Below are 16,860 nucleotides of genomic sequence, written 5' to 3'. Positions count from 1 at the left end.
TCGAAAACGTCCGAATTTCACAAACCCAATCGATTAACCTCAACGCAGAAATTTTACACAACTAACAGGGTCGGCCTTTTAAGAAGAGTACTTCAAATAGGTTATTAAACTATCCCTTTTATCCCATTAGAACTTGTATAAAACATGGATTTTAAAAGAAAAAAATATATTTTATTTTATGTTTAGTTGTTAGAAAATATTGGGTATCTCCATTCTAGCGTGACAAAATCACTATTATATTAGTACGAGAGGATGGAACACATTGTCAAAAAAAGTAATGATTCCTTTATCGATGGCGGCCTTTTTAGCTATTACACCCATATCTGCGTTAGCATCTAATGATCATCATTCAAAGCAAACGCATAAAAATTTGAAGGTAGAAATGAAGAAAGTAGAGATTAACAGTTCTTCTAAACAACTAAAAGTTAATTCAAAGGCTTTAGCTTATGAGAAAACAAGTGGTACAAAGGCAATCGTTGTAACAACGACTACCCAAGATGGTAAAGAACTAGTGGAAGAAGTGAAAGACAAAGTAGATGAAGTTGTAGAAAAGGTCGAAGATAAAGTAAACGATGAAATCAAAACTGAAGTAGATGCAGATTTAATGATTGATTCTTCCGTGACATCGTTTGGTACTTTTACGACCAGCGAATCTTTGGCTCATGCATCTGGCTCGATTAAGTTGCAAGGAGATGTGAAAAAAGAAGATAAGAAATTGCATCCTGTTTATAAATTTAATTTAGAAAACGATGAGTCGACGACATTGACTGGGCTGACCGCCACCATTCAATTTCCAGATGGATATGTGTTGGATGAACGGTTCCCTCAACTTGTGTTGATAACTCCGACCAACAAAAATCCACTTATGGATGATGTTAAATATACCCTAACAGAAGCTAAAGATGGTATGACGTTAACTATCCCAGATCTGTTAGTAGAAGAGAAGCTGCACTTTGATGTGAAATTTTTCTTAGTAAAAAAAGAAGAGGTGGAGCCAGTCCTTACAGATGAAATAAAGGCAAAAGTATCCTTGGTAGGAACTGCGGACTTGAAATTGAAGAACAAAAAAGTGGAGCTTACTCCAACAATCAGAATAGAAAACCAAAGTGATGTCGGTTTGAAATCTTGTTCTTTACACTTCAAAATTCCGGTTAACTTTAAGGTAGAGGATATCATTTGGTTAAATGGATTCAAGGCGGCTTTTGATGTTGAAAAAGACGGTTCAATTGTCGTGAGGATCCCTGAACTTCCACAAGGAAAATCCGACCTTTCGTTTAAGGTAGCAGGATCATTCGAAGGGGAGTTTGATGGAGTTGCTCTTCCGTTGACACTCGCGATGGGAGAGGAATTGATTACTTTACAGCCTATGAAGGTCGTAGTTAGTAGTAGTGGAACCGATTCTGATGAGGACGCTGAAGAGGATGTTACAGGGACTAGCGGGGATTCATCCCAGACACCTCCAAATGCAACAGGGGGAACATCCACTGGTAGCGTTTCGGGTTCAGAAGTTGGGGGAGTCTCTGAAACGAACTCTATGACACAAGTTGCTGGTGCTTATGATAGTGAAATGCTTCCAAAGACAGGTTCTCTATTTTCTAATAATATCTTGATGATTTTAGGCGCAATCGCAATGGGTATTGGAGGATTCTTCTATCGTCGCGGACAATGGAACGGACAGTGATAAAGAGTGAAGAGAAATAAGTACACCTACATTAGCATCATTTTTATCTTAACTGGTTTATTCCTCTTTATTTATCCTTTCTATACTGGGTGGAAAGTTGAAAAATACCAAGATGAGATGAGAGAAGATTGGTCTTCTGTATATGCTGAACAAATTCCTCGCGTTTTACCTGGAGAAATCTTGAGGGAAAATGTGAGTTCACATATATCTGATGTAAAAACAGAGAAAGACCGTAAATTATCCACACAAAAAGGGATGGTAGGAGAGATTGCCATCCCAAAAATTGACCTAGAAGCAGTCATCGTCCCCGGGGTCGATGAGAAAAGTATTAAGAATGCTGTGGGGTGGATGGAATCTACGAGTATGCCCGATGAGGTAGGGAATATGGTTCTTGCAGGTCATAGAAGCCACACCTATGGAAAGTTCTTCAATCGACTGGGAGAAATGGTGGAAGGCGACACAATCTCGATACAAACATACTCTGGCACTTACACATATTCCATTTCTTCCATCAAGATCGTAGAACCCACTGACCTCTCAGTATTGGAACCGACAAAAGGAAAAAACACGTTGACCTTAATTACCTGTCATCCTCTTAACTCCAATCGCTACCGATTAATCATCAAAGCAGACCAAGAAAATTAAAAAAAAAGACACAAAATCGATGTGATTTTGTGTCTTTTATTGTGTATACAATTTTATTTGAGCTAGAGAATAAAGTATCAAAGAGTCCAAAAAAATAAAGATAATCAAATAGCCTATCAATCTTTTACTTCGTCCAACATTATATAGAATAGGACAAACAGGAATAAGGTGAATGGGTATGGCTAAAAGGAATCGAGGAAAGACGTTAAACCATCTTCCGTCTAGAGGACGGGGAGAATGTCCTTTGTGTGGGAAAACTGGAATCAAGTTATTGTATCCTCATAAAACGGAATCCAACAAAACTATTAAAGTATGCAAAAACTGCCGAGACAAATAAATCCGGCAGTTTTTCAATCCGCAAATTTAGTTAAAAAAATCCTTAATTTCGTTTTTTCAAGCTTTAGCCGGTTGTAGTAATACATGCCTTGTGGCAGCATCAAAGGCATGTTCTTTCTTAAGGTAGAAATCGCATTTTTTTGATTTTGAATTTCGATTTCTCTTTCATTCTCCATAAACAATATTTTCACCATGGTAGGTCCTCCCAAATATCTAGTACTATTATAATGGAAATAGGAGTATTTTGGGAAATTTGAATTTATTTTTGAATTAAATTTTTAGTTCATATGATTTTTACATTGCTGAAGATTGATATCCATAGTTAAAAAGAATCAATTGGGAATTCGCTCATTTTATTCAATGTTTAATTGCAGTATTAGCTCTTTAGAGGAATAACCACTCCTTGTCCGAATGAATATGTATAATCATAAAATATACACGAGTGGATTGTGGGAGAATGGACAACAGTCATTTCTTAGAGGTAATTGGAGCATGGGTAGCAGCAATAGGAACAATCTTATCCGCGATTGCCAGTACCCCATCCACTGATGACGATGAGGAAGCGGATGAGGAAAAAGAAAAGTTAAATGTTATAGGGAATGCATTGCAAGCAATAGGAAATGCATTGGAATCATTAGTGGATGAAGGGCCTATTGCTAGGCTTGGAGAGCAAGTACAAGCTGCTGGTAATCTTACAGTCATCTATGGAATTGTATCAGATAACGATGAGATTTCGAAAACCAAACTTGATATATCGGGCAACTGGTTACAATCATTTGGCGGAATTCTTGGGATTGTGCAAGTATTCGGGGAAAGTTTCTCAAAAGAATTTTTGAACATTAGTGGAAATGCCTTACAGTCAATTGGAAATGGGTTACAGGCAGTTGGGGGGGAGTTCAAACTGTCCGGTGATGAAAAAACAGCCGAGGCATTAGGTTTTGGAGGAAGCTGGATCCAAGCGGGCGGTTCGGTCGTATCTGCAATTGGCGTTTCCTTGGAAAATGGTAATAAAAATGTAGACAAAGAAGAAGAGAAATTATAAAACGCCTTGAACATGAATTGTCCAAGGCGTTTGATTTTTTAGAAACGATCCCAAATGTAAACATCTTTGTTTAATAATATTGCGTTAATGTAAAGGAAGGTATTTTCAATTGATGTGATTGCCAAGATAATAAGAGTTTTCTCCCACAAAAAAATTATAGTTTCACTGACTTTTTTCCATTGTTTTCTTTTATAATTTTATTAAATTTATAGACAAAGGAGAAAAACATATTGAGAATTGGATTAGCTCAGACAAGATTTCCTGAAACTCCTTATGACGGGCTGAAAAGTGTAAAGGAAATGATAATGGAGGCCTCTATTGAAAATTGTGATATTGTTTGTTTCCCAGAATCTATTCTTCCTGGTTTAAGAGGTGTTGGATATGAAGTGGAAGTTTACAATCATGAGTTTCAGGAAAAGGCTTTAGAGGAAATCAGATTGTTAGCCAAAGAATGTAATGTTTCTGTTATCTTGCCTACTGAATGGAAGGATGAATTGGGAACACATATTGTAGCATTTGTGATTTCAAGAGATGGAGAAGTTCTTGGATACCAAACGAAAAATCAAATCGATCCAGATGAGGACCAGTTTGGTTATGAACCTGGTAAAGAGAGAAAGATTTTTAAGATCAATGATGATACCTTTGGAATCGTCATTTGTCATGAAGGATGGAGATATCCAGAAACGGTTAGATGGGCAGCGCGCCAAGGAGCAAGCATTGTTTTCCATCCTCAATTTACTGGAGAGGTGAAAAATCCAGAATTTTATGATTCAGCTATGATTTGTAGAAGTGTTGAAAATAATATCTTCTTTGCGAGTGTGAATTATGCACTTAAGAATCAAATCAGTACGTCATCAGTGGTATCACCATCGGGAGAAAGACTTTGTAAAGCTCAGCCTGACACAGTGCAATTACTCGTATGTGAAGTAAATCCTGCCCATGCTACTCGATTGTTAGCGTTGAGATTTAAACCAGAGTTGATAGATTAATAGTAAAGCAGTGTAACTATCGCTTATGTTACACTGCTAACTATGTGATTTTCTTCTATGTGTAATCTGGTTTGTTGATTCGTCAGTTCTTGGTATTCCTTTGTTTTTATTACATCTTCCTGAGCCAACGCCGTTTCACCCATGGCATTATAAGCAATTGATCTAGCTTGGTAAGCTCTGGCTATACCAGGGTAATTGTTGATGGGTAAAAGTTGTTCAAGTGCAAGATTTGAAAACTCGATAATAGCTTCATTAGGTTGAGGAACAATTCCTTTATTCGCCAAATCGGCTTTAATAATCCAATACCATCCGACACCCTGTATATGATCGAATGTAGAACCGGAAGTAAACAATTCCTTAGATTGGTCTAGAAATTTTAAACCTTCTTGGACGTTCTTGTTCGAAATGAGATTAATAGCTTTTGAGAATATGCTTTGTGCGTATGTAATGGTGTCACCGGACCGGCTCGCGCATTCCAATTCCTTAAGATTGTATTTGTTTGCTTCTACTGGGTTCCCTAATGAGCGATACATATTTCCGATTCGTAGATAGCATTGGGAGAGTATTCTATATCCGACCGTTTTTCCTTCTTCTGACTTATTCATAAAATCTACTATTTTTTCTTCAATTTCTAAGTACCCTTGTAGAGCTTCCTTAAATTTATTATGCTGTTCATAGGTATGTAGGATTTCTTCCATTTCCTTTTCAATTCTGTTAAAGGTTAAGATTGACATGAATGGTCACCACCTTATTTAGATAATATTAAAATACCATATTCAACCATTTTATGCTGTTTAAGGAAAAAGACAAATAAAAGACATTTTTTTGACTCCTTTTTCATTCATTAATCGTATGTACTAAATAAGCGAAGTTGGAGGTGAACATATGAGTAAAACAAAAAAAGTTATGGCTGGTGTTACGTCGACAGCAATGCTGATTGGATTGGCTGCATGTGGAACTGAAGAATATAGCACAACTCCAGACACACCTGTTCCGGACGATCAGAATTGTACAGATTGGGAATGGGATGAGGATGATGCAGTTTGGGAATGTGATGATAGCCGTTCTCCTTATTTTGGATATCTGTTCTTTGCAGGAAAATACTTTAAGAACAGTTCTAGCTTAATTAAAGCTCCCGGATATAAATCCTATAAAAGTAACGTAATTACTAAACAAAGAGATGAATCAACGACGTCCTCTGGTGGAAGCTCTGGATTTGGCAGTGGTTCAAAGAGTTATGGTGGCTAATACAACAATAAAAGGGAGGGACTGACTTGAATTTATACTTAAATTTTGCTTCTTATTTAGGGGTGGCAGTGGCCTTATTAACCGTAGGATTATTTTTATTCGAAATCAGCACTCGTAATATTAAGGAGTTCAAATTAATTGCAGAAAAAAATCTGACAGCCTCGCTATCCCTAGGCGGAAAAATGATAGGTCTTGCTATAGTATTGGGGGCTGCTGCAGAATATTCCGTTTCATTAATGGATATGGTTATTTGGGGACTTGTTGGTATCGTAGCACAAATTATCATTTTCATAGTAGCTGAAGTGGTGACGATTCGTTTTAGCATTCAAAAAGCCATTGAAGAAGACAATCGTGCCGTTGGCTTCATGCTATTAAGCTTATCCTTGTCTGTTGGATGGGTTGTAGCGAAATGTCTGACGTATTAAGAGGTAATATGAGATGATCAAAACACTTACTTATTACATTGATAAAGGAAACGACCAGTACGAGCCTTTTTATGAATATGCGGTCCCTCAAGTAGGAGTGGATGAATTATATGCTCGCCAGCTTTGTACGTATTTTATCATGAAGGGCAAGCAGTATGAATTGATTTCCAATGAGTGTGTGAAAGATGAGGAAATCTTAGTGTTAAAGGATCTAGGGGAAAATGTTCCTTATCCAAATGAGGTAGATTTCAGAGGAAGAGGAATCCACGTTGAAATACGCCTTTATAAGGAAGAAGGCAGACGTTTGACGGCTATTCCATGCCAGACCCACTTTGAAGTGATTCGATATTTATTAAAAGATGTAGTGGAAGTACCAGGTGTCGGCAACCTCGCTGTCACATCAACTGAAATCGATGAAGATCGAGGAGTCTATGTTCTGTATGTTAAACATTTAGGTGAGGAAGATTAGGAGGGAATTTGATGAATACTTCAATCTATCATGAACGTCGTAAATGCTTTTACGAAGCCATTCCTGACTTCTGGCATGATTTGTACGGAGAGGAATATGCGTTATATGACATTTCTTTGACCTCAAAGAAAGAAATTGAAGACATTCATCAAGCCACCGAGCGGATTGGCCATGTTTTTTTCAAATTGTGCAGCTTAATGAGAAAAGTGCCTGAAAGTACTTTATTAGAAATGGGGTTTCCTAGCGAGACCCTTTCTTTTTTAAGGTTGAGAACTTTGCCAGTAGAAAGTGTAATATCTCGATTGGATTTAGTCCGTGTTGGTAATACGTATAAATGCATCGAAATCAATGCTGATACACCTACTTTTATTAAAGAACTTTTTTCTATCAATAGTCAGGTCGTTGAAGAGTTTCAAATGATTGACCCAAATGAAGGTGTGGAAAAAAAGCTTGGCGAAACAATAAGGACTAGTATTCTTCAAGCGAAGCAGTGGTTGAAAAAAGACCATCCTCATCTCGTATTTACTGCTCATGAAGATAATGTGGAAGATCGAAACACCGTAATATATCTTAAAGAGTTGTCTAGTTATCCTTCCGATTTTGTTCCCTTACATAAGCTTCAAATCAAGAGGGGAGAAGGGTTATTTAATGATAATGGGAAAAGAATCGATATTCTTTACCGTCAAACCTTTCCAATTGAAACGTTGCTTTTAGATGCTGATGAACAGGGAAATGAGATAGGCAATTGGCTGCTTGAATTGGTTCAATCTAGAAAGTTGGCAATCATCAACCCTCCATCTGCTTTTTTACTTCAAAATAAAGCAATTCAGGCAGTGATTTGGTCGCTTCATGAAGAAAATCATCCATTCTTTACGGATACCGAACATCAATGGATTGATGAATACTTTTTACCGACTTATTTAGAGCCTGATGTGTTCATAGAAAAGGGCTTAGCATTCGTGAAAAAGCCAGCCTTTGGTCGTGAAGGGGATACAGTGGAAATTTATAATCAATCGGGGCAATTGACTTTAAAGGACTCACAAGAATCCTATAGTGACTATTTGCAAGTGTACCAGGAATTTGTTGAAATGCCTCTTGTTTCTTTCCAAAGCGAAAAAGGGAAACAAGAAGGTCATCAATTGATTGGTAGTTTTTTATTGAATGGGAAACCTGGTGCAATTGGATACAGAGTTGGGAATCGAATTACAAATAACCTCTCTTATTATTTGCCGATTGGCATAGAAAAGGAGGGAATATAAATGTGGATTCTTCAAAGACTTTTTTCTAAAATCATAACGATTAAATTATGGCAAATCATCTTAATGACTGTAATTATTCTTCTTTTGAGCAGTTATTCGATGCACAAACTGGAGCCCGAAACATTCCCTCGTTATATAGATTCATTATGGTGGACGATGACGACAGTGGTAACGGTCGGGTACGGTGATTACTTCCCGAAAAGTGACATTGGTCGCATCTTTACGATGTTTCTTCTATACACTTTCGGAATTGGTGCCATGGGGATTATCATCGGGAAAATCTTTGAAAGCTTTAGTTTGTATCGAAAGCTAAAGGAGGAAGGGAAATTGAAATTTTCGGGTAAAGGTCATTATATTTTGATTGGTTCCTCGAAAGATAAATTAGTTAATGTCGTGGAAGAGTTAACTGCGAATAATAGTAAGTGTGAAATTGTCATCATAGACAATTCGAATAAGTGTCCTATCCAGCATGATAGAGTTCATTTTATTAGTGGTGATCCTTCAGAAGAAGAAGTGCTTTTAAAGGCAAATATCCTAGAATCTAATTCTGTTTCTGTCTTTGCCGATGAAAGCATCTCTCTTTCGGAATACGCAGATGGTAAAACGTTGTTAATCGCTTCAAGGGTAGAATACATCTCTAAAAAATATAATAAAAGCATTTATACAGTGGTTGAGATTATGAAAGAAAAACATATTTCCTTATTCGAGCATGCGAAGGTGGATGAATTTATTTTGTCCAATGAATCGGTATCGAGACTGATGGCACAGGCGGCAATCCATCCTGGCTCGAGTAAACTATTTAAACAACTGCTAAGTAAAGCCGACGGAGAAAATTTGTATGAAATTCAAAAAAAACCCCAATGGATTACGTACAAAGATGCATCGATGGAATTGTTTGAACAAGGGGCAATTCTAATTTCAGACGGCAATAACCTTGATATAGCCAGAAGGCCAAATGATACCATCCCAAACGACACCAAACTGTTCGTCATCTGTGACAAAGAAACATTTGAAAAAATTAAATAAAATGGACGGCGAGGTTCTTCAGGAATCACGCCGTTTTTGTTGGTGCCTGTCACGCCCCGATTTTTGTCGATTGTTCACTTAGGAAAAATAAATTATTCTATACATATACATTTTTAATGAAGGTGTGTTTTAATGGATTCTTTTGATTTGAAAATCATCAAAATGATTAGGGTCAATGTTATCCGCTGATTCCGCTCAATCATGGTCAGTTTTGGGTTATTTCCGTTGTTTGAATCATAATAATTCTCTTGAAAGGTACTCGTTTCAATGTTATTTCTAAAAAGTTTTCTTTTAGGCTTCTCCGTATCTGCACCAGTTGGTCCGATTGGTTTGCTGTGTATTCAAAGGACATTAGTACGTGGAAAGTGGGCAGGTTTTTTAACAGGTCTTGGGGCGGTTTCTGCCAACATGATTTACGCTAGTATAGCAGCCTTTGGTTTCTCCGTTGTTTCTGCATTCCTATTAGAGCAACAATTCATTTTAAGAGTGGTCGGCGGCCTCTTTTTATTCTATTTAGGTGTAAAAACATTCTTAAAAAAGCCTACTGATCAAGTTGCTATACTAGGAGGGGAAAGCTTACTTGCGATGTATTTTTCAACGTTCTTCCTAATGATCACTAATCCTGTGACCATATTGAACTTCGTTGCTATGTTTGCAGGTTTAGGATTTGAGAAAAGCTCACATACAGGTATATCAGCTCTGTTGATGGTTGGAGGAGTATTTTGGGGGGCCACAAGCTGGTGGTTGATTCTAAGCTTTGGTGTCAGCTTATTTAGGAACAAAATAACTCCACATTTATCGATTGTGAATAAAATAGCTGGATTGCTCATTATTTTATTAGGTATGTTAGCTTTTATAAAATAGGTGTAAAAAGCTTCATTTATTTAAAAAGGAATCGAAGCTTCGATATCGAATTCTTTTGTTAGTAGGACTATAGACGGAGGGGCTTTTTATGAAGAAAGTGCTTGTTTTAGGTGCCAGTGGGTTAGTAGGGAAGGCATTTATCAATGAATGTAATGGTGTATTTGATTTATACGGGACGTTTTTTTCCAAGGTTTTACCTTTACCGGACGATAAGCAGTTTCAATTAGAGGTGAAGGAAACGGAAAAAATCAAAGAATTGATTCAAAACATTCGACCTGATTATGTGATTTCATGTTTAAGAGGTGACTTTCAAGAACAATTAAAATTTCATAGAGTGTTAGCAGAAGAGGTGAAAGACCTTCCAACACGAATCTATTACTTTTCTACAGCGAATGTTTTCGATGGGGATTATTCGAGGCACCACACAGAAAAAGACCAACCAGGTGCACAATCCGAATATGGCAAATTCAAAATAAAATGTGAAGAAATATTACAAGACGCCCTAAAGGATAAGGCAATTATCATCCGGATTCCGATGATGTGGGGAACAGACTCGCCTCGTTTACATCAATTGAAGGAAAGCTTGTCTAATCAAGAGGCAATCGATGCTTATACAAACCTAGAGTTAAACAATCTAATGGATACAATGCTGGCAAAGCAACTTCGTTATTTGATAGAGAATGATTTAAAAGGCATCTTTCATTTGGCCTCAGAAGATACGATGGTACATGCTGAATTCATCGAACAACTCCTGAAAAAGAACAAGGATGCTACAGTTCGACATCATTTATTCTTGGACAAAGAAGTGAAGGCCTATTTTGGCATAAGATCGATGCGTCAGGACCTACCAGATGAATTGAAGCAGACGAACCATGATATCATTGAAAGCTTAAGGGAGTGTCTGGCACCTAATAAGGATTGTAAAATTACTCAATAAAAATAGTTCTGTTATGGTGAATAAAATGAGCTCAATTGATAAACGAAACCGGTTTAAAGAAGAAGTATTTACTTATAGAATATCAAAAGACAACATTGTCTTTATCGAATGGAATGGAAAGATTATCAAATCGTTAAAAGGGAAGGATGCTGACAGATTCAAAGAGCGAATCAGTCGAGCATCCACCCAACTCGAGGAACAACTGATTATGGCGAAAATGACCGGGAATTTTAAACGGGGAAATGAACGATAAAAAGTGTTAAAGATGATAATAGACGATATGGTTAAGCTACTACGTTATTGAAAATCTTTTTTATTTAAGAAAACTTTTTGAGAGAAGCGAAGATGTCTTCTCTTTTTTTTCTATTAATATTCAAAAATTGTCATTCTAAAACAACAAGATAAAACTTAAATCTTTTCCCCAAAGGTTATTTATTAAGATTACATATAAAGTTGAAAGTATAGAGAAAAAGAGAAAAGTAATTGGCAAATATCGATATTTTTGTAACTTTTTAAGAGAGATAACCATCAATATTGTTGTAATTGTGCTTGTCACATAATAGATCATGATAAAAGAAAAATGTGTAAAAGGCCCAATGAAAAGAAAAAGAACTGACATTTGTATCGTAAAAGCTAACGTTGAAATAAATATCCATTTGTTCTTCTTTTCTTTATATATCCCTAAAAAAGAAAAATAGACAATAGCAAGCATGAGTACAACAAGAGACCACTCATAAAGGAAAAATAGATGTTCTAAATCTACCGCAAACCAATAACCAATAAACGAAAGGGGTATAAGAGACAATAAGAGTAGTGAAGTGGCCTTGGCATAATTCATTTAATCATCACCTTTTAGAATTTAATGGTTATTTATTAGATTTTAAGATGTCGAGTCTGATATTAAAAGATTTTTTAAATAACAGTCTTTAAAGAAAGCTTATATGTGATTTTCCACGAGGTTAATTGTAGGAGAAGAAGCGATACCTCTGAGCAAAGCTAGTTAATGTATTGATGCTATACAGGAAAAAATAAAGCTTATAGAAAAGAAACCACCTTATAGATTATAAGGTGGCCTTTGCAAAATAGCAGTCCAGGTACCATTACCTTATGGTGGTAAAGGTGTCAGGGAGGAGGGTGGCTAAGCCACATCTCTCTATAATTATATGCCCCAAAAACTTTATTAGACTATTTAGAATTGTATTGATTTACAAGAACGATTGTCTATGTTCTTTATAAACACTATAAAAAATGGGGGAATTTTAAAAAAGAAAGCTATGGCAGGTTTCGCGAACTTCGAAATAGAAAGTTGCGAGATTAAAATAAATAATTTGAGGATGGCCAAGTGCCATCCTCAAATTATTTATTTGAACGTTACATATTCTTTTAAGGCTTGTTGTAGTGATCCTTTTGTTTCTGCTTTTGACTCAAAGGAATACCCTTGTTTAATCATATCCCTAACAATTTCAGGACGTAATCCTGTAATGACCGCTTTACAGCCCATCATGGATACGCCGTCAATGATTTTAATTAAGTGATTGATGACAACAGATTCCATTTGTGCAATCCCTGAAAGGTCCATGATTAAAGTTTGGATATGCAATCTTCCAATCTCAGTCAACACTTTTTCTTCAATGGTTGTTGAACGATATGAATCAATGGCTCCGATCAAAGGTAATATACAAATGGTCGGAGTAATAGGGATAATAGGGACTGAAAGATTTTCTACCAATTCCCTTTGAGCTTCAAGTAACTCATCTTTATACTGGGAATAACTGATGAAAAAGCAGTTTAAGAATTGGTCAAAATATTTGTTGATGAATTTTTCTGTAGCGAAAAATTCATCAGTAGTCGTTGGATTTTCAGAAACTTGATCTATTTCATATAAAAAATGCCAAAGAGTACGTCTAATTGCCTGAACCCACTCAAGTTTAAAGGATAGCGTCATTTGGAATCTAGCCCAAACGATTCCCTCTTTAGCAGCAAATGCTACCAAATCCTTTTCATTTTGATTAATTACGTAACGAACTAATTTATGGGCATTCTCTAGTAAATCTATGTTTCCAATTTGCTGGATTTCTTTGATTTTTTCCCTAACAGTTATAGCCTCTGATAATAGTCTTTCTTCAAATTCTAGTTTGTGCTTTGATAAGTACCCTATAAGATCGATTTCTTTATTAATGACTATACTCATATTTTCATTACTCACCCTTTATGATTAGTTAAGATACAGTTAATTTCCATTCATTTTTAATATTGTATACCATTAGGGTAATGTCCGTAAAATATTTACCTATATAAAAGGAAGCCACCTATTGAAATGATGGGTAGAAGTAACTTTACAACAATTTGTAGCTAGTCGGTGTTTTATTTTAATTTGTAATTCTATAATTAACATACACGCCGTTTCATTGGACCATTACCAGAGATACATACGCTAATTAGCACCACAATAATTTACCGTGCAGCAATCCTTGGAAGTAGTCGTTGGTGAAAGTTTTTCCTTTTGTTTAGGAATGTTAGTAAATAATCTCCATGCATTTCTAGATTTCTGTTCAATCTCTTGTTGTTTTAGCTTTGCAACCATCATTTCTTGTTCATAAAAAAACATCATCATCTCTCCTTAATCAAATATTTTTGATTTATAGTTCAAGCAAACTAGGCACAGCAAACTTTAGGCGAAGTCGTAATTGGTGGAGCAGTTTGTTCTTTTTGTTTAGTGGTGATATTAAAAAATCTCCAAGCGTTTCTAACATTCTCTTCAACCTCTAATTGTTTAAGCCTTGCAATCATGATTTTTTGTTCATAAAAAAACATATTTACCTCTCCTTAATCAAATATTTTTGATTTATAGTTCAAGCAAACTAGGCACAGCAATCTTTTAGTGAAATTTTTATTGGTGCTTCAGCTTGTTTCTTTTGCTTAGGATCGAAGTCAAAGAATCTCCAAGCATTTCTAGAATTTTGTTCAACCTCTAATTGTTTAAGCTTTGCAACCATAATTTCTTGTTCATGATAAAACATAGTAATCTCTCCTTAATCAAATAGTTTTGTTTTATTAATCAAAAAAAATTGATGAATGTTTCTAAAGTAAGACCTAACCACAGCTAGGTCGGAATAAACAGCATAATTTAGGAGAAAGTATGCCATTTACTTCTTCGGAATTAACTTTGTAATAGCTCCACGTGCCTTTTGTTTCCTTTAGAATTAGGTTAGCATCTAGTAAGATTTTTAAATGATAAGAAAGTTTAGATTGTGGCATATCAATCATTCCACTTAAATCACAAACGCAAATGGGATTCTGGCAAAGAAGATGTAAGATATGCAATCGTTTTTGATCGGCCAATGCCTTGAATTTTATTTCATAAGTAGAAAAAGTTTCTTCGAGTGATAAGTTTAAGTCTTCGATGATAAACTCTCCTTTCATCAAATTTTCTTGATGTACTTGAAGTATATTCCAATTATTCGAAATGTGCAACCAATTTTAGAAAATATTTCTAAAAATTTATTTGCATTTTACAAATAAATATCATATAAATGTAAGTGTTAAGATAAATTTATTGAAAAAAACGGAATTATAAACTTGAAAATTACAAATAAATTGGAGGTTTTATTATGTTGGATGTCATTATTGTTGGTGCAGGTCCTTACGGTATTTCTCTAGCAGCTCATGCAGTTGCAAATAAACTGGAGTATAAATTGTTTGGCTACCCGATGGACTTTTGGAAAAATCAAATGCCTCAGGATATGTTTATCAGAACACCTCACGATTTTGTTAGCTTTTCAGATCCATTGGAGCAGTGGACAATTCATAACTATGCGTTAGAAACAGGGACCTTATTAGAAACGCCTCTACCAAGACCAGTTTTCGTGGACTATGCAAGCTGGTTTGCAGAGAAAACTGGAATTACTTTTTCTCCAGTCTTGGTTAGTAATGTAGAACAAAAAGATGGATATTTTACGGTCCGTACTGAAACAGGTGAAGAGTACCAAACCAAAAATGTGATTGTGGCTACTGGAGTTGAGCATTATAAATATCTTCCTGAATCGATGAAGGAAGTATCATCAAACTTACTTTCTCATACTTCGGGCTATACCGATTTTTCTCAGTTCAAAGGCAAAAAGGTAGCGGTGATTGGTAGCGGACAAAGTGCATGGGAAGCAGCTGGATTATTGAACCGCGAGCAAGCGGAAGTCGAATTGATTTATAGAAGGAAAGGTCCTAACTATGCAGGTAGTAGAGAAAATGAAATTTTGCTTCGAGATTTAGGTGAGGTTTTTTATACACTTCCATTAAAAGAGAAAAAAACAATGTGGGGCCAATCTCCAGGAAGCGTGGCACACTTTTTAGAGAAATATGTTGAAGGTTTGGTTCCTCAAACGGGTGAAGTAGGTATCGAGTCTTTAACGCCGATATCAGATGATGAAATCAAAATAACTCTAACAAATGGAGAAGAGAAGAAGGTAAATCATATAATTGTTGCTACAGGATTTAGAATCAATTTAGATCGAGTACCATTTATGGACCAAAAGTTACTACAAAAGATTGAACGAGAAGAATTACCACAGTTTCCGAAGTTAAGTGAGTTCTTTGAATCTAACATACAAGGTTTATATTTTGCTGGGCCTCTTTCTTCCCATAGTCACGGCCCGACGTTCCGTTTTATCCTTGGGTTGAAAAAGACATCCTCAACAATTCTTAAATCAATTACTAGAGAATTAGTAAAATTAAAATGATCAATGAAAATAAATCACTTTTGACCATTTCTACAATCATCTTTATTTTGACTCTTGGTACTGGAATTGTTGCACCTATCCTTTCTCCATATTCGAAAGGGATGGGTGCAAGTGGAATATGGATTGGTATCATTTACAGTGGATTTTATATGGTACGATTTGTAGTGGGTACTCCAGTTGGGATTTTGTCTGACAAATACGGTGCAAAGAAGATGCTTACGGTAAGCTTACTCATGTATCCATTTATTGCATTGACATATTTGTTTGCGGATAGTTTGGTTTCTTTATTAGGAGCAAGGCTGTTCCATGGTGTGGCATCAACTATGATGTTGCCGATGGCCATGACCTATATTGGACTCATAACGCCAAAGGGAAAAGAAAGTTCCTATATGGGAGTGTATAACTCATTCTTATTTATTGCTAATGGGTTAGGTCCATTACTGGGGGGATGGGTGGCAAGCGAATATGGATATCGAGCCTCTTTTCTCGGATTGTTGGTTTTTGCTTTAGTTTCGTTAGTCTTGACTGCAAAAATATTGCCCTCTGTTAATGGAAAATCTTTTTCAAAGAAGGAGGAAGTCCAAGATGGTTCAAATACTAGATTACTTTCATTCTCAAATTCTAATTTTCTCGGATTAATTAATGTATATTTTGCAATTGCTGTGATATCGATGTTCTACATATCCTTCTTTCCGCTCTATGGTATGGAACTTGGATTTAACACGGTTCAAATTGGCGCATTGATCTCCATTTTTAATATTACCGTGGGAGTCTGTCAAATTCCATTTGGTAAATTAGTCGATCGAATGGAAAAAGTAAAAGTCCTTTTCATATCTAATATTGGAATCGGTTTTATTCTAGTATCTATACCATTATTCCATTCCTTTTTCGTTACGGCATTTTTTGCGCTAATTCTTTCATTGTTCTTTTCCTTGGCCGTTTCTAGTTCATCAGGAATGGCCACTGAAATGGGAAGGCAATTTAAAATGGGAAAAGTAATGGGCTTTCTTGCATCTATATCAAGCTTGGGTATGATAGTCGGGCCATTATTATCTGGGCTCATCCTCGATTACTTATCTTTTTCTTGGCTTTTTGGGTGTTTGGGTGGAATGTGGTTTATCGCAAGTGTTTTATTGATTGGAAGAAAAGCAAACTCAGAAGTTCAAGTTAGAAAACTAGGATAAAATTGATTGGATTCTTATGTAT

At 35.9% G+C, this 16,860-nt stretch carries 22 protein-coding genes; 14 read left to right on the top strand and 8 right to left on the bottom strand.

What is annotated here, in order from left to right:
• Positions 1-262: 262 nt before the first annotated feature.
• Together DBX25_RS08410 and DBX25_RS08405 are read left to right on the top strand one after the other, a co-directional pair.
• Positions 263-1,681, top strand: coding sequence for an LPXTG cell wall anchor domain-containing protein (locus DBX25_RS08410; protein ID WP_108670338.1), 1,419 nt, complete (start codon positions 263-265; stop codon positions 1,679-1,681).
• Positions 1,682-1,687: 6 nt separating this feature from the next.
• Positions 1,688-2,326 carry a class D sortase gene (locus DBX25_RS08405; RefSeq protein ID WP_108670337.1) on the top strand — a complete coding sequence of 213 codons (639 nt, stop codon included), beginning with the start codon at positions 1,688-1,690 and terminating at the stop codon, positions 2,324-2,326.
• A 350-nt stretch (positions 2,327-2,676) separates the two neighbouring features.
• Here DBX25_RS08405 and DBX25_RS08400 read toward each other — a convergent pair whose 3' ends face one another.
• Positions 2,677-2,856: a hypothetical protein gene (locus DBX25_RS08400; RefSeq protein ID WP_108670336.1), complete on the bottom strand. Its 180-nt coding sequence runs from the start codon at positions 2,854-2,856 to the stop codon at positions 2,677-2,679.
• Between the two features lie 263 nt (positions 2,857-3,119).
• On the opposite strand from DBX25_RS08400, the gene DBX25_RS08395 reads away from it, so the two are divergent.
• Complete coding sequence (locus tag DBX25_RS08395) at positions 3,120-3,704, top strand: DUF6944 family repetitive protein (protein WP_108670335.1); 585 nt, start codon at positions 3,120-3,122, stop codon at positions 3,702-3,704.
• A 230-nt stretch (positions 3,705-3,934) separates the two neighbouring features.
• On the top strand, positions 3,935-4,693 hold the full coding sequence (locus tag DBX25_RS08390) for a carbon-nitrogen hydrolase family protein (RefSeq protein WP_108670334.1): 759 nt from the start codon (positions 3,935-3,937) through the stop codon (positions 4,691-4,693).
• 23 nt (positions 4,694-4,716) lie between these two features.
• On the opposite strand, the gene DBX25_RS08385 is transcribed toward DBX25_RS08390, so the two are convergent.
• A complete protein-coding gene (locus tag DBX25_RS08385) occupies positions 4,717-5,427 on the bottom strand; it encodes a hypothetical protein (protein WP_108670333.1) in 711 nt (236 codons plus the stop codon).
• Positions 5,428-5,578: 151 nt separating this feature from the next.
• On the opposite strand from DBX25_RS08385, the gene DBX25_RS08380 reads away from it, so the two are divergent.
• The 8 genes from DBX25_RS08380 (at position 5,579) to DBX25_RS08345 (ending at position 11,174) form a co-directional block, all read left to right on the top strand.
• Positions 5,579-5,941 (top strand): aminotransferase yhxA, encoded by a 363-nt coding sequence (locus DBX25_RS08380; protein WP_108670332.1) that lies wholly within the window; start codon positions 5,579-5,581, stop codon positions 5,939-5,941.
• 26 nt (positions 5,942-5,967) lie between these two features.
• On the top strand, positions 5,968-6,366 hold the full coding sequence (locus DBX25_RS08375; protein WP_108670331.1) for a DUF350 domain-containing protein: 399 nt from the start codon (positions 5,968-5,970) through the stop codon (positions 6,364-6,366).
• Positions 6,367-6,379: 13 nt separating this feature from the next.
• The gene (locus tag DBX25_RS08370; protein WP_240620213.1) at positions 6,380-6,835 is read left to right on the top strand and encodes an RNA helicase; all 456 of its coding nucleotides are present in this window, start codon (positions 6,380-6,382) and stop codon (positions 6,833-6,835) included.
• 11 nt (positions 6,836-6,846) lie between these two features.
• Entirely contained in the window at positions 6,847-8,094 is a 1,248-nt protein-coding gene (locus DBX25_RS08365) for a glutathionylspermidine synthase family protein (protein WP_108670330.1), read from the top strand.
• A complete protein-coding gene (locus DBX25_RS08360) occupies positions 8,095-9,120 on the top strand; it encodes an ion channel (RefSeq protein WP_108670329.1) in 1,026 nt (341 codons plus the stop codon).
• Positions 9,121-9,387: 267 nt separating this feature from the next.
• Positions 9,388-9,984 carry a LysE family translocator gene (locus DBX25_RS08355; RefSeq protein ID WP_108670328.1) on the top strand — a complete coding sequence of 199 codons (597 nt, stop codon included), beginning with the start codon at positions 9,388-9,390 and terminating at the stop codon, positions 9,982-9,984.
• An 88-nt stretch (positions 9,985-10,072) separates the two neighbouring features.
• Positions 10,073-10,921: a sugar nucleotide-binding protein gene (locus DBX25_RS08350; RefSeq protein ID WP_108670327.1), complete on the top strand. Its 849-nt coding sequence runs from the start codon at positions 10,073-10,075 to the stop codon at positions 10,919-10,921.
• Between the two features lie 25 nt (positions 10,922-10,946).
• A complete protein-coding gene (locus DBX25_RS08345) occupies positions 10,947-11,174 on the top strand; it encodes a hypothetical protein (RefSeq protein WP_108670326.1) in 228 nt (75 codons plus the stop codon).
• Between the two features lie 135 nt (positions 11,175-11,309).
• Here DBX25_RS08345 and DBX25_RS08340 read toward each other — a convergent pair whose 3' ends face one another.
• From DBX25_RS08340 to DBX25_RS08330, 6 genes are all read right to left on the bottom strand, one after another.
• Positions 11,310-11,759 (bottom strand): hypothetical protein, encoded by a 450-nt coding sequence (locus DBX25_RS08340; protein WP_108670325.1) that lies wholly within the window; start codon positions 11,757-11,759, stop codon positions 11,310-11,312.
• Positions 11,760-12,281: 522 nt separating this feature from the next.
• Positions 12,282-13,112, bottom strand: a complete 831-nt coding sequence (locus tag DBX25_RS08335; protein WP_108670324.1) for an STAS domain-containing protein — start codon at positions 13,110-13,112, stop codon at positions 12,282-12,284.
• A gap of 243 nt (positions 13,113-13,355) precedes the next feature.
• Positions 13,356-13,535, bottom strand: a complete 180-nt coding sequence (locus DBX25_RS20560; RefSeq protein ID WP_205685192.1) for a hypothetical protein — start codon at positions 13,533-13,535, stop codon at positions 13,356-13,358.
• 41 nt (positions 13,536-13,576) lie between these two features.
• Positions 13,577-13,735 carry a hypothetical protein gene (locus DBX25_RS20555; protein ID WP_157950921.1) on the bottom strand — a complete coding sequence of 53 codons (159 nt, stop codon included), beginning with the start codon at positions 13,733-13,735 and terminating at the stop codon, positions 13,577-13,579.
• A gap of 47 nt (positions 13,736-13,782) precedes the next feature.
• Positions 13,783-13,941 (bottom strand): hypothetical protein, encoded by a 159-nt coding sequence (locus DBX25_RS20550; RefSeq protein ID WP_157950920.1) that lies wholly within the window; start codon positions 13,939-13,941, stop codon positions 13,783-13,785.
• A gap of 73 nt (positions 13,942-14,014) precedes the next feature.
• Complete coding sequence (locus DBX25_RS08330) at positions 14,015-14,344, bottom strand: ArsR/SmtB family transcription factor (RefSeq protein ID WP_157950919.1); 330 nt, start codon at positions 14,342-14,344, stop codon at positions 14,015-14,017.
• A 188-nt stretch (positions 14,345-14,532) separates the two neighbouring features.
• Between DBX25_RS08330 and DBX25_RS08325 the strand changes: the two genes are divergently transcribed.
• Both DBX25_RS08325 and DBX25_RS08320 read left to right on the top strand, forming a co-directional pair.
• Positions 14,533-15,654 carry an NAD(P)-binding domain-containing protein gene (locus DBX25_RS08325; RefSeq protein ID WP_108670323.1) on the top strand — a complete coding sequence of 374 codons (1,122 nt, stop codon included), beginning with the start codon at positions 14,533-14,535 and terminating at the stop codon, positions 15,652-15,654.
• Positions 15,651-16,838: an MFS transporter gene (locus DBX25_RS08320; RefSeq protein ID WP_108670322.1), complete on the top strand. Its 1,188-nt coding sequence runs from the start codon at positions 15,651-15,653 to the stop codon at positions 16,836-16,838. Before DBX25_RS08325 ends, DBX25_RS08320 begins: the two co-directional genes overlap by 4 nt.
• Positions 16,839-16,860: the final 22 nt, after the last annotated feature.

Source organism: Peribacillus acanthi (assembly GCF_003073175.1).
Classification (GTDB): Bacteria; Bacillota; Bacilli; order Bacillales; family DSM-1321; genus Bacillus_BN; species Bacillus_BN acanthi.
This window is presented reverse-complemented; position numbering and strand designations above follow the sequence as displayed.

Bases quoted from the DNA above. Each gene is read 5' to 3' on its own strand.
- DBX25_RS08400 (WP_108670336.1), bottom strand. From the start codon at position 2,856: ATGGTGAAAATATTGTTTATGGAGAATGAAAGAGAAATCGAAATTCAA.
- DBX25_RS08395 (WP_108670335.1), top strand. From the start codon at position 3,120: ATGGACAACAGTCATTTCTTAGAGGTAATTGGAGCATGGGTAGCAGCA.
- DBX25_RS08385 (WP_108670333.1), bottom strand. From the start codon at position 5,427: ATGTCAATCTTAACCTTTAACAGAATTGAAAAGGAAATGGAAGAAATC.
- DBX25_RS08380 (WP_108670332.1), top strand. From the start codon at position 5,579: ATGAGTAAAACAAAAAAAGTTATGGCTGGTGTTACGTCGACAGCAATG.
- DBX25_RS08370 (WP_240620213.1), top strand. From the start codon at position 6,380: ATGATCAAAACACTTACTTATTACATTGATAAAGGAAACGACCAGTAC.
- DBX25_RS08365 (WP_108670330.1), top strand. From the start codon at position 6,847: ATGAATACTTCAATCTATCATGAACGTCGTAAATGCTTTTACGAAGCC.
- DBX25_RS08360 (WP_108670329.1), top strand. From the start codon at position 8,095: ATGTGGATTCTTCAAAGACTTTTTTCTAAAATCATAACGATTAAATTA.
- DBX25_RS08355 (WP_108670328.1), top strand. From the start codon at position 9,388: ATGTTATTTCTAAAAAGTTTTCTTTTAGGCTTCTCCGTATCTGCACCA.
- DBX25_RS08350 (WP_108670327.1), top strand. From the start codon at position 10,073: ATGAAGAAAGTGCTTGTTTTAGGTGCCAGTGGGTTAGTAGGGAAGGCA.
- DBX25_RS08345 (WP_108670326.1), top strand. From the start codon at position 10,947: ATGAGCTCAATTGATAAACGAAACCGGTTTAAAGAAGAAGTATTTACT.
- DBX25_RS08340 (WP_108670325.1), bottom strand. From the start codon at position 11,759: ATGAATTATGCCAAGGCCACTTCACTACTCTTATTGTCTCTTATACCC.
- DBX25_RS08335 (WP_108670324.1), bottom strand. From the start codon at position 13,112: ATGAGTATAGTCATTAATAAAGAAATCGATCTTATAGGGTACTTATCA.
- DBX25_RS20560 (WP_205685192.1), bottom strand. From the start codon at position 13,535: ATGATGATGTTTTTTTATGAACAAGAAATGATGGTTGCAAAGCTAAAA.
- DBX25_RS20555 (WP_157950921.1), bottom strand. From the start codon at position 13,735: ATGTTTTTTTATGAACAAAAAATCATGATTGCAAGGCTTAAACAATTA.
- DBX25_RS20550 (WP_157950920.1), bottom strand. From the start codon at position 13,941: ATGTTTTATCATGAACAAGAAATTATGGTTGCAAAGCTTAAACAATTA.
- DBX25_RS08330 (WP_157950919.1), bottom strand. From the start codon at position 14,344: ATGAAAGGAGAGTTTATCATCGAAGACTTAAACTTATCACTCGAAGAA.
- DBX25_RS08325 (WP_108670323.1), top strand. From the start codon at position 14,533: ATGTTGGATGTCATTATTGTTGGTGCAGGTCCTTACGGTATTTCTCTA.
- DBX25_RS08320 (WP_108670322.1), top strand. From the start codon at position 15,651: ATGATCAATGAAAATAAATCACTTTTGACCATTTCTACAATCATCTTT.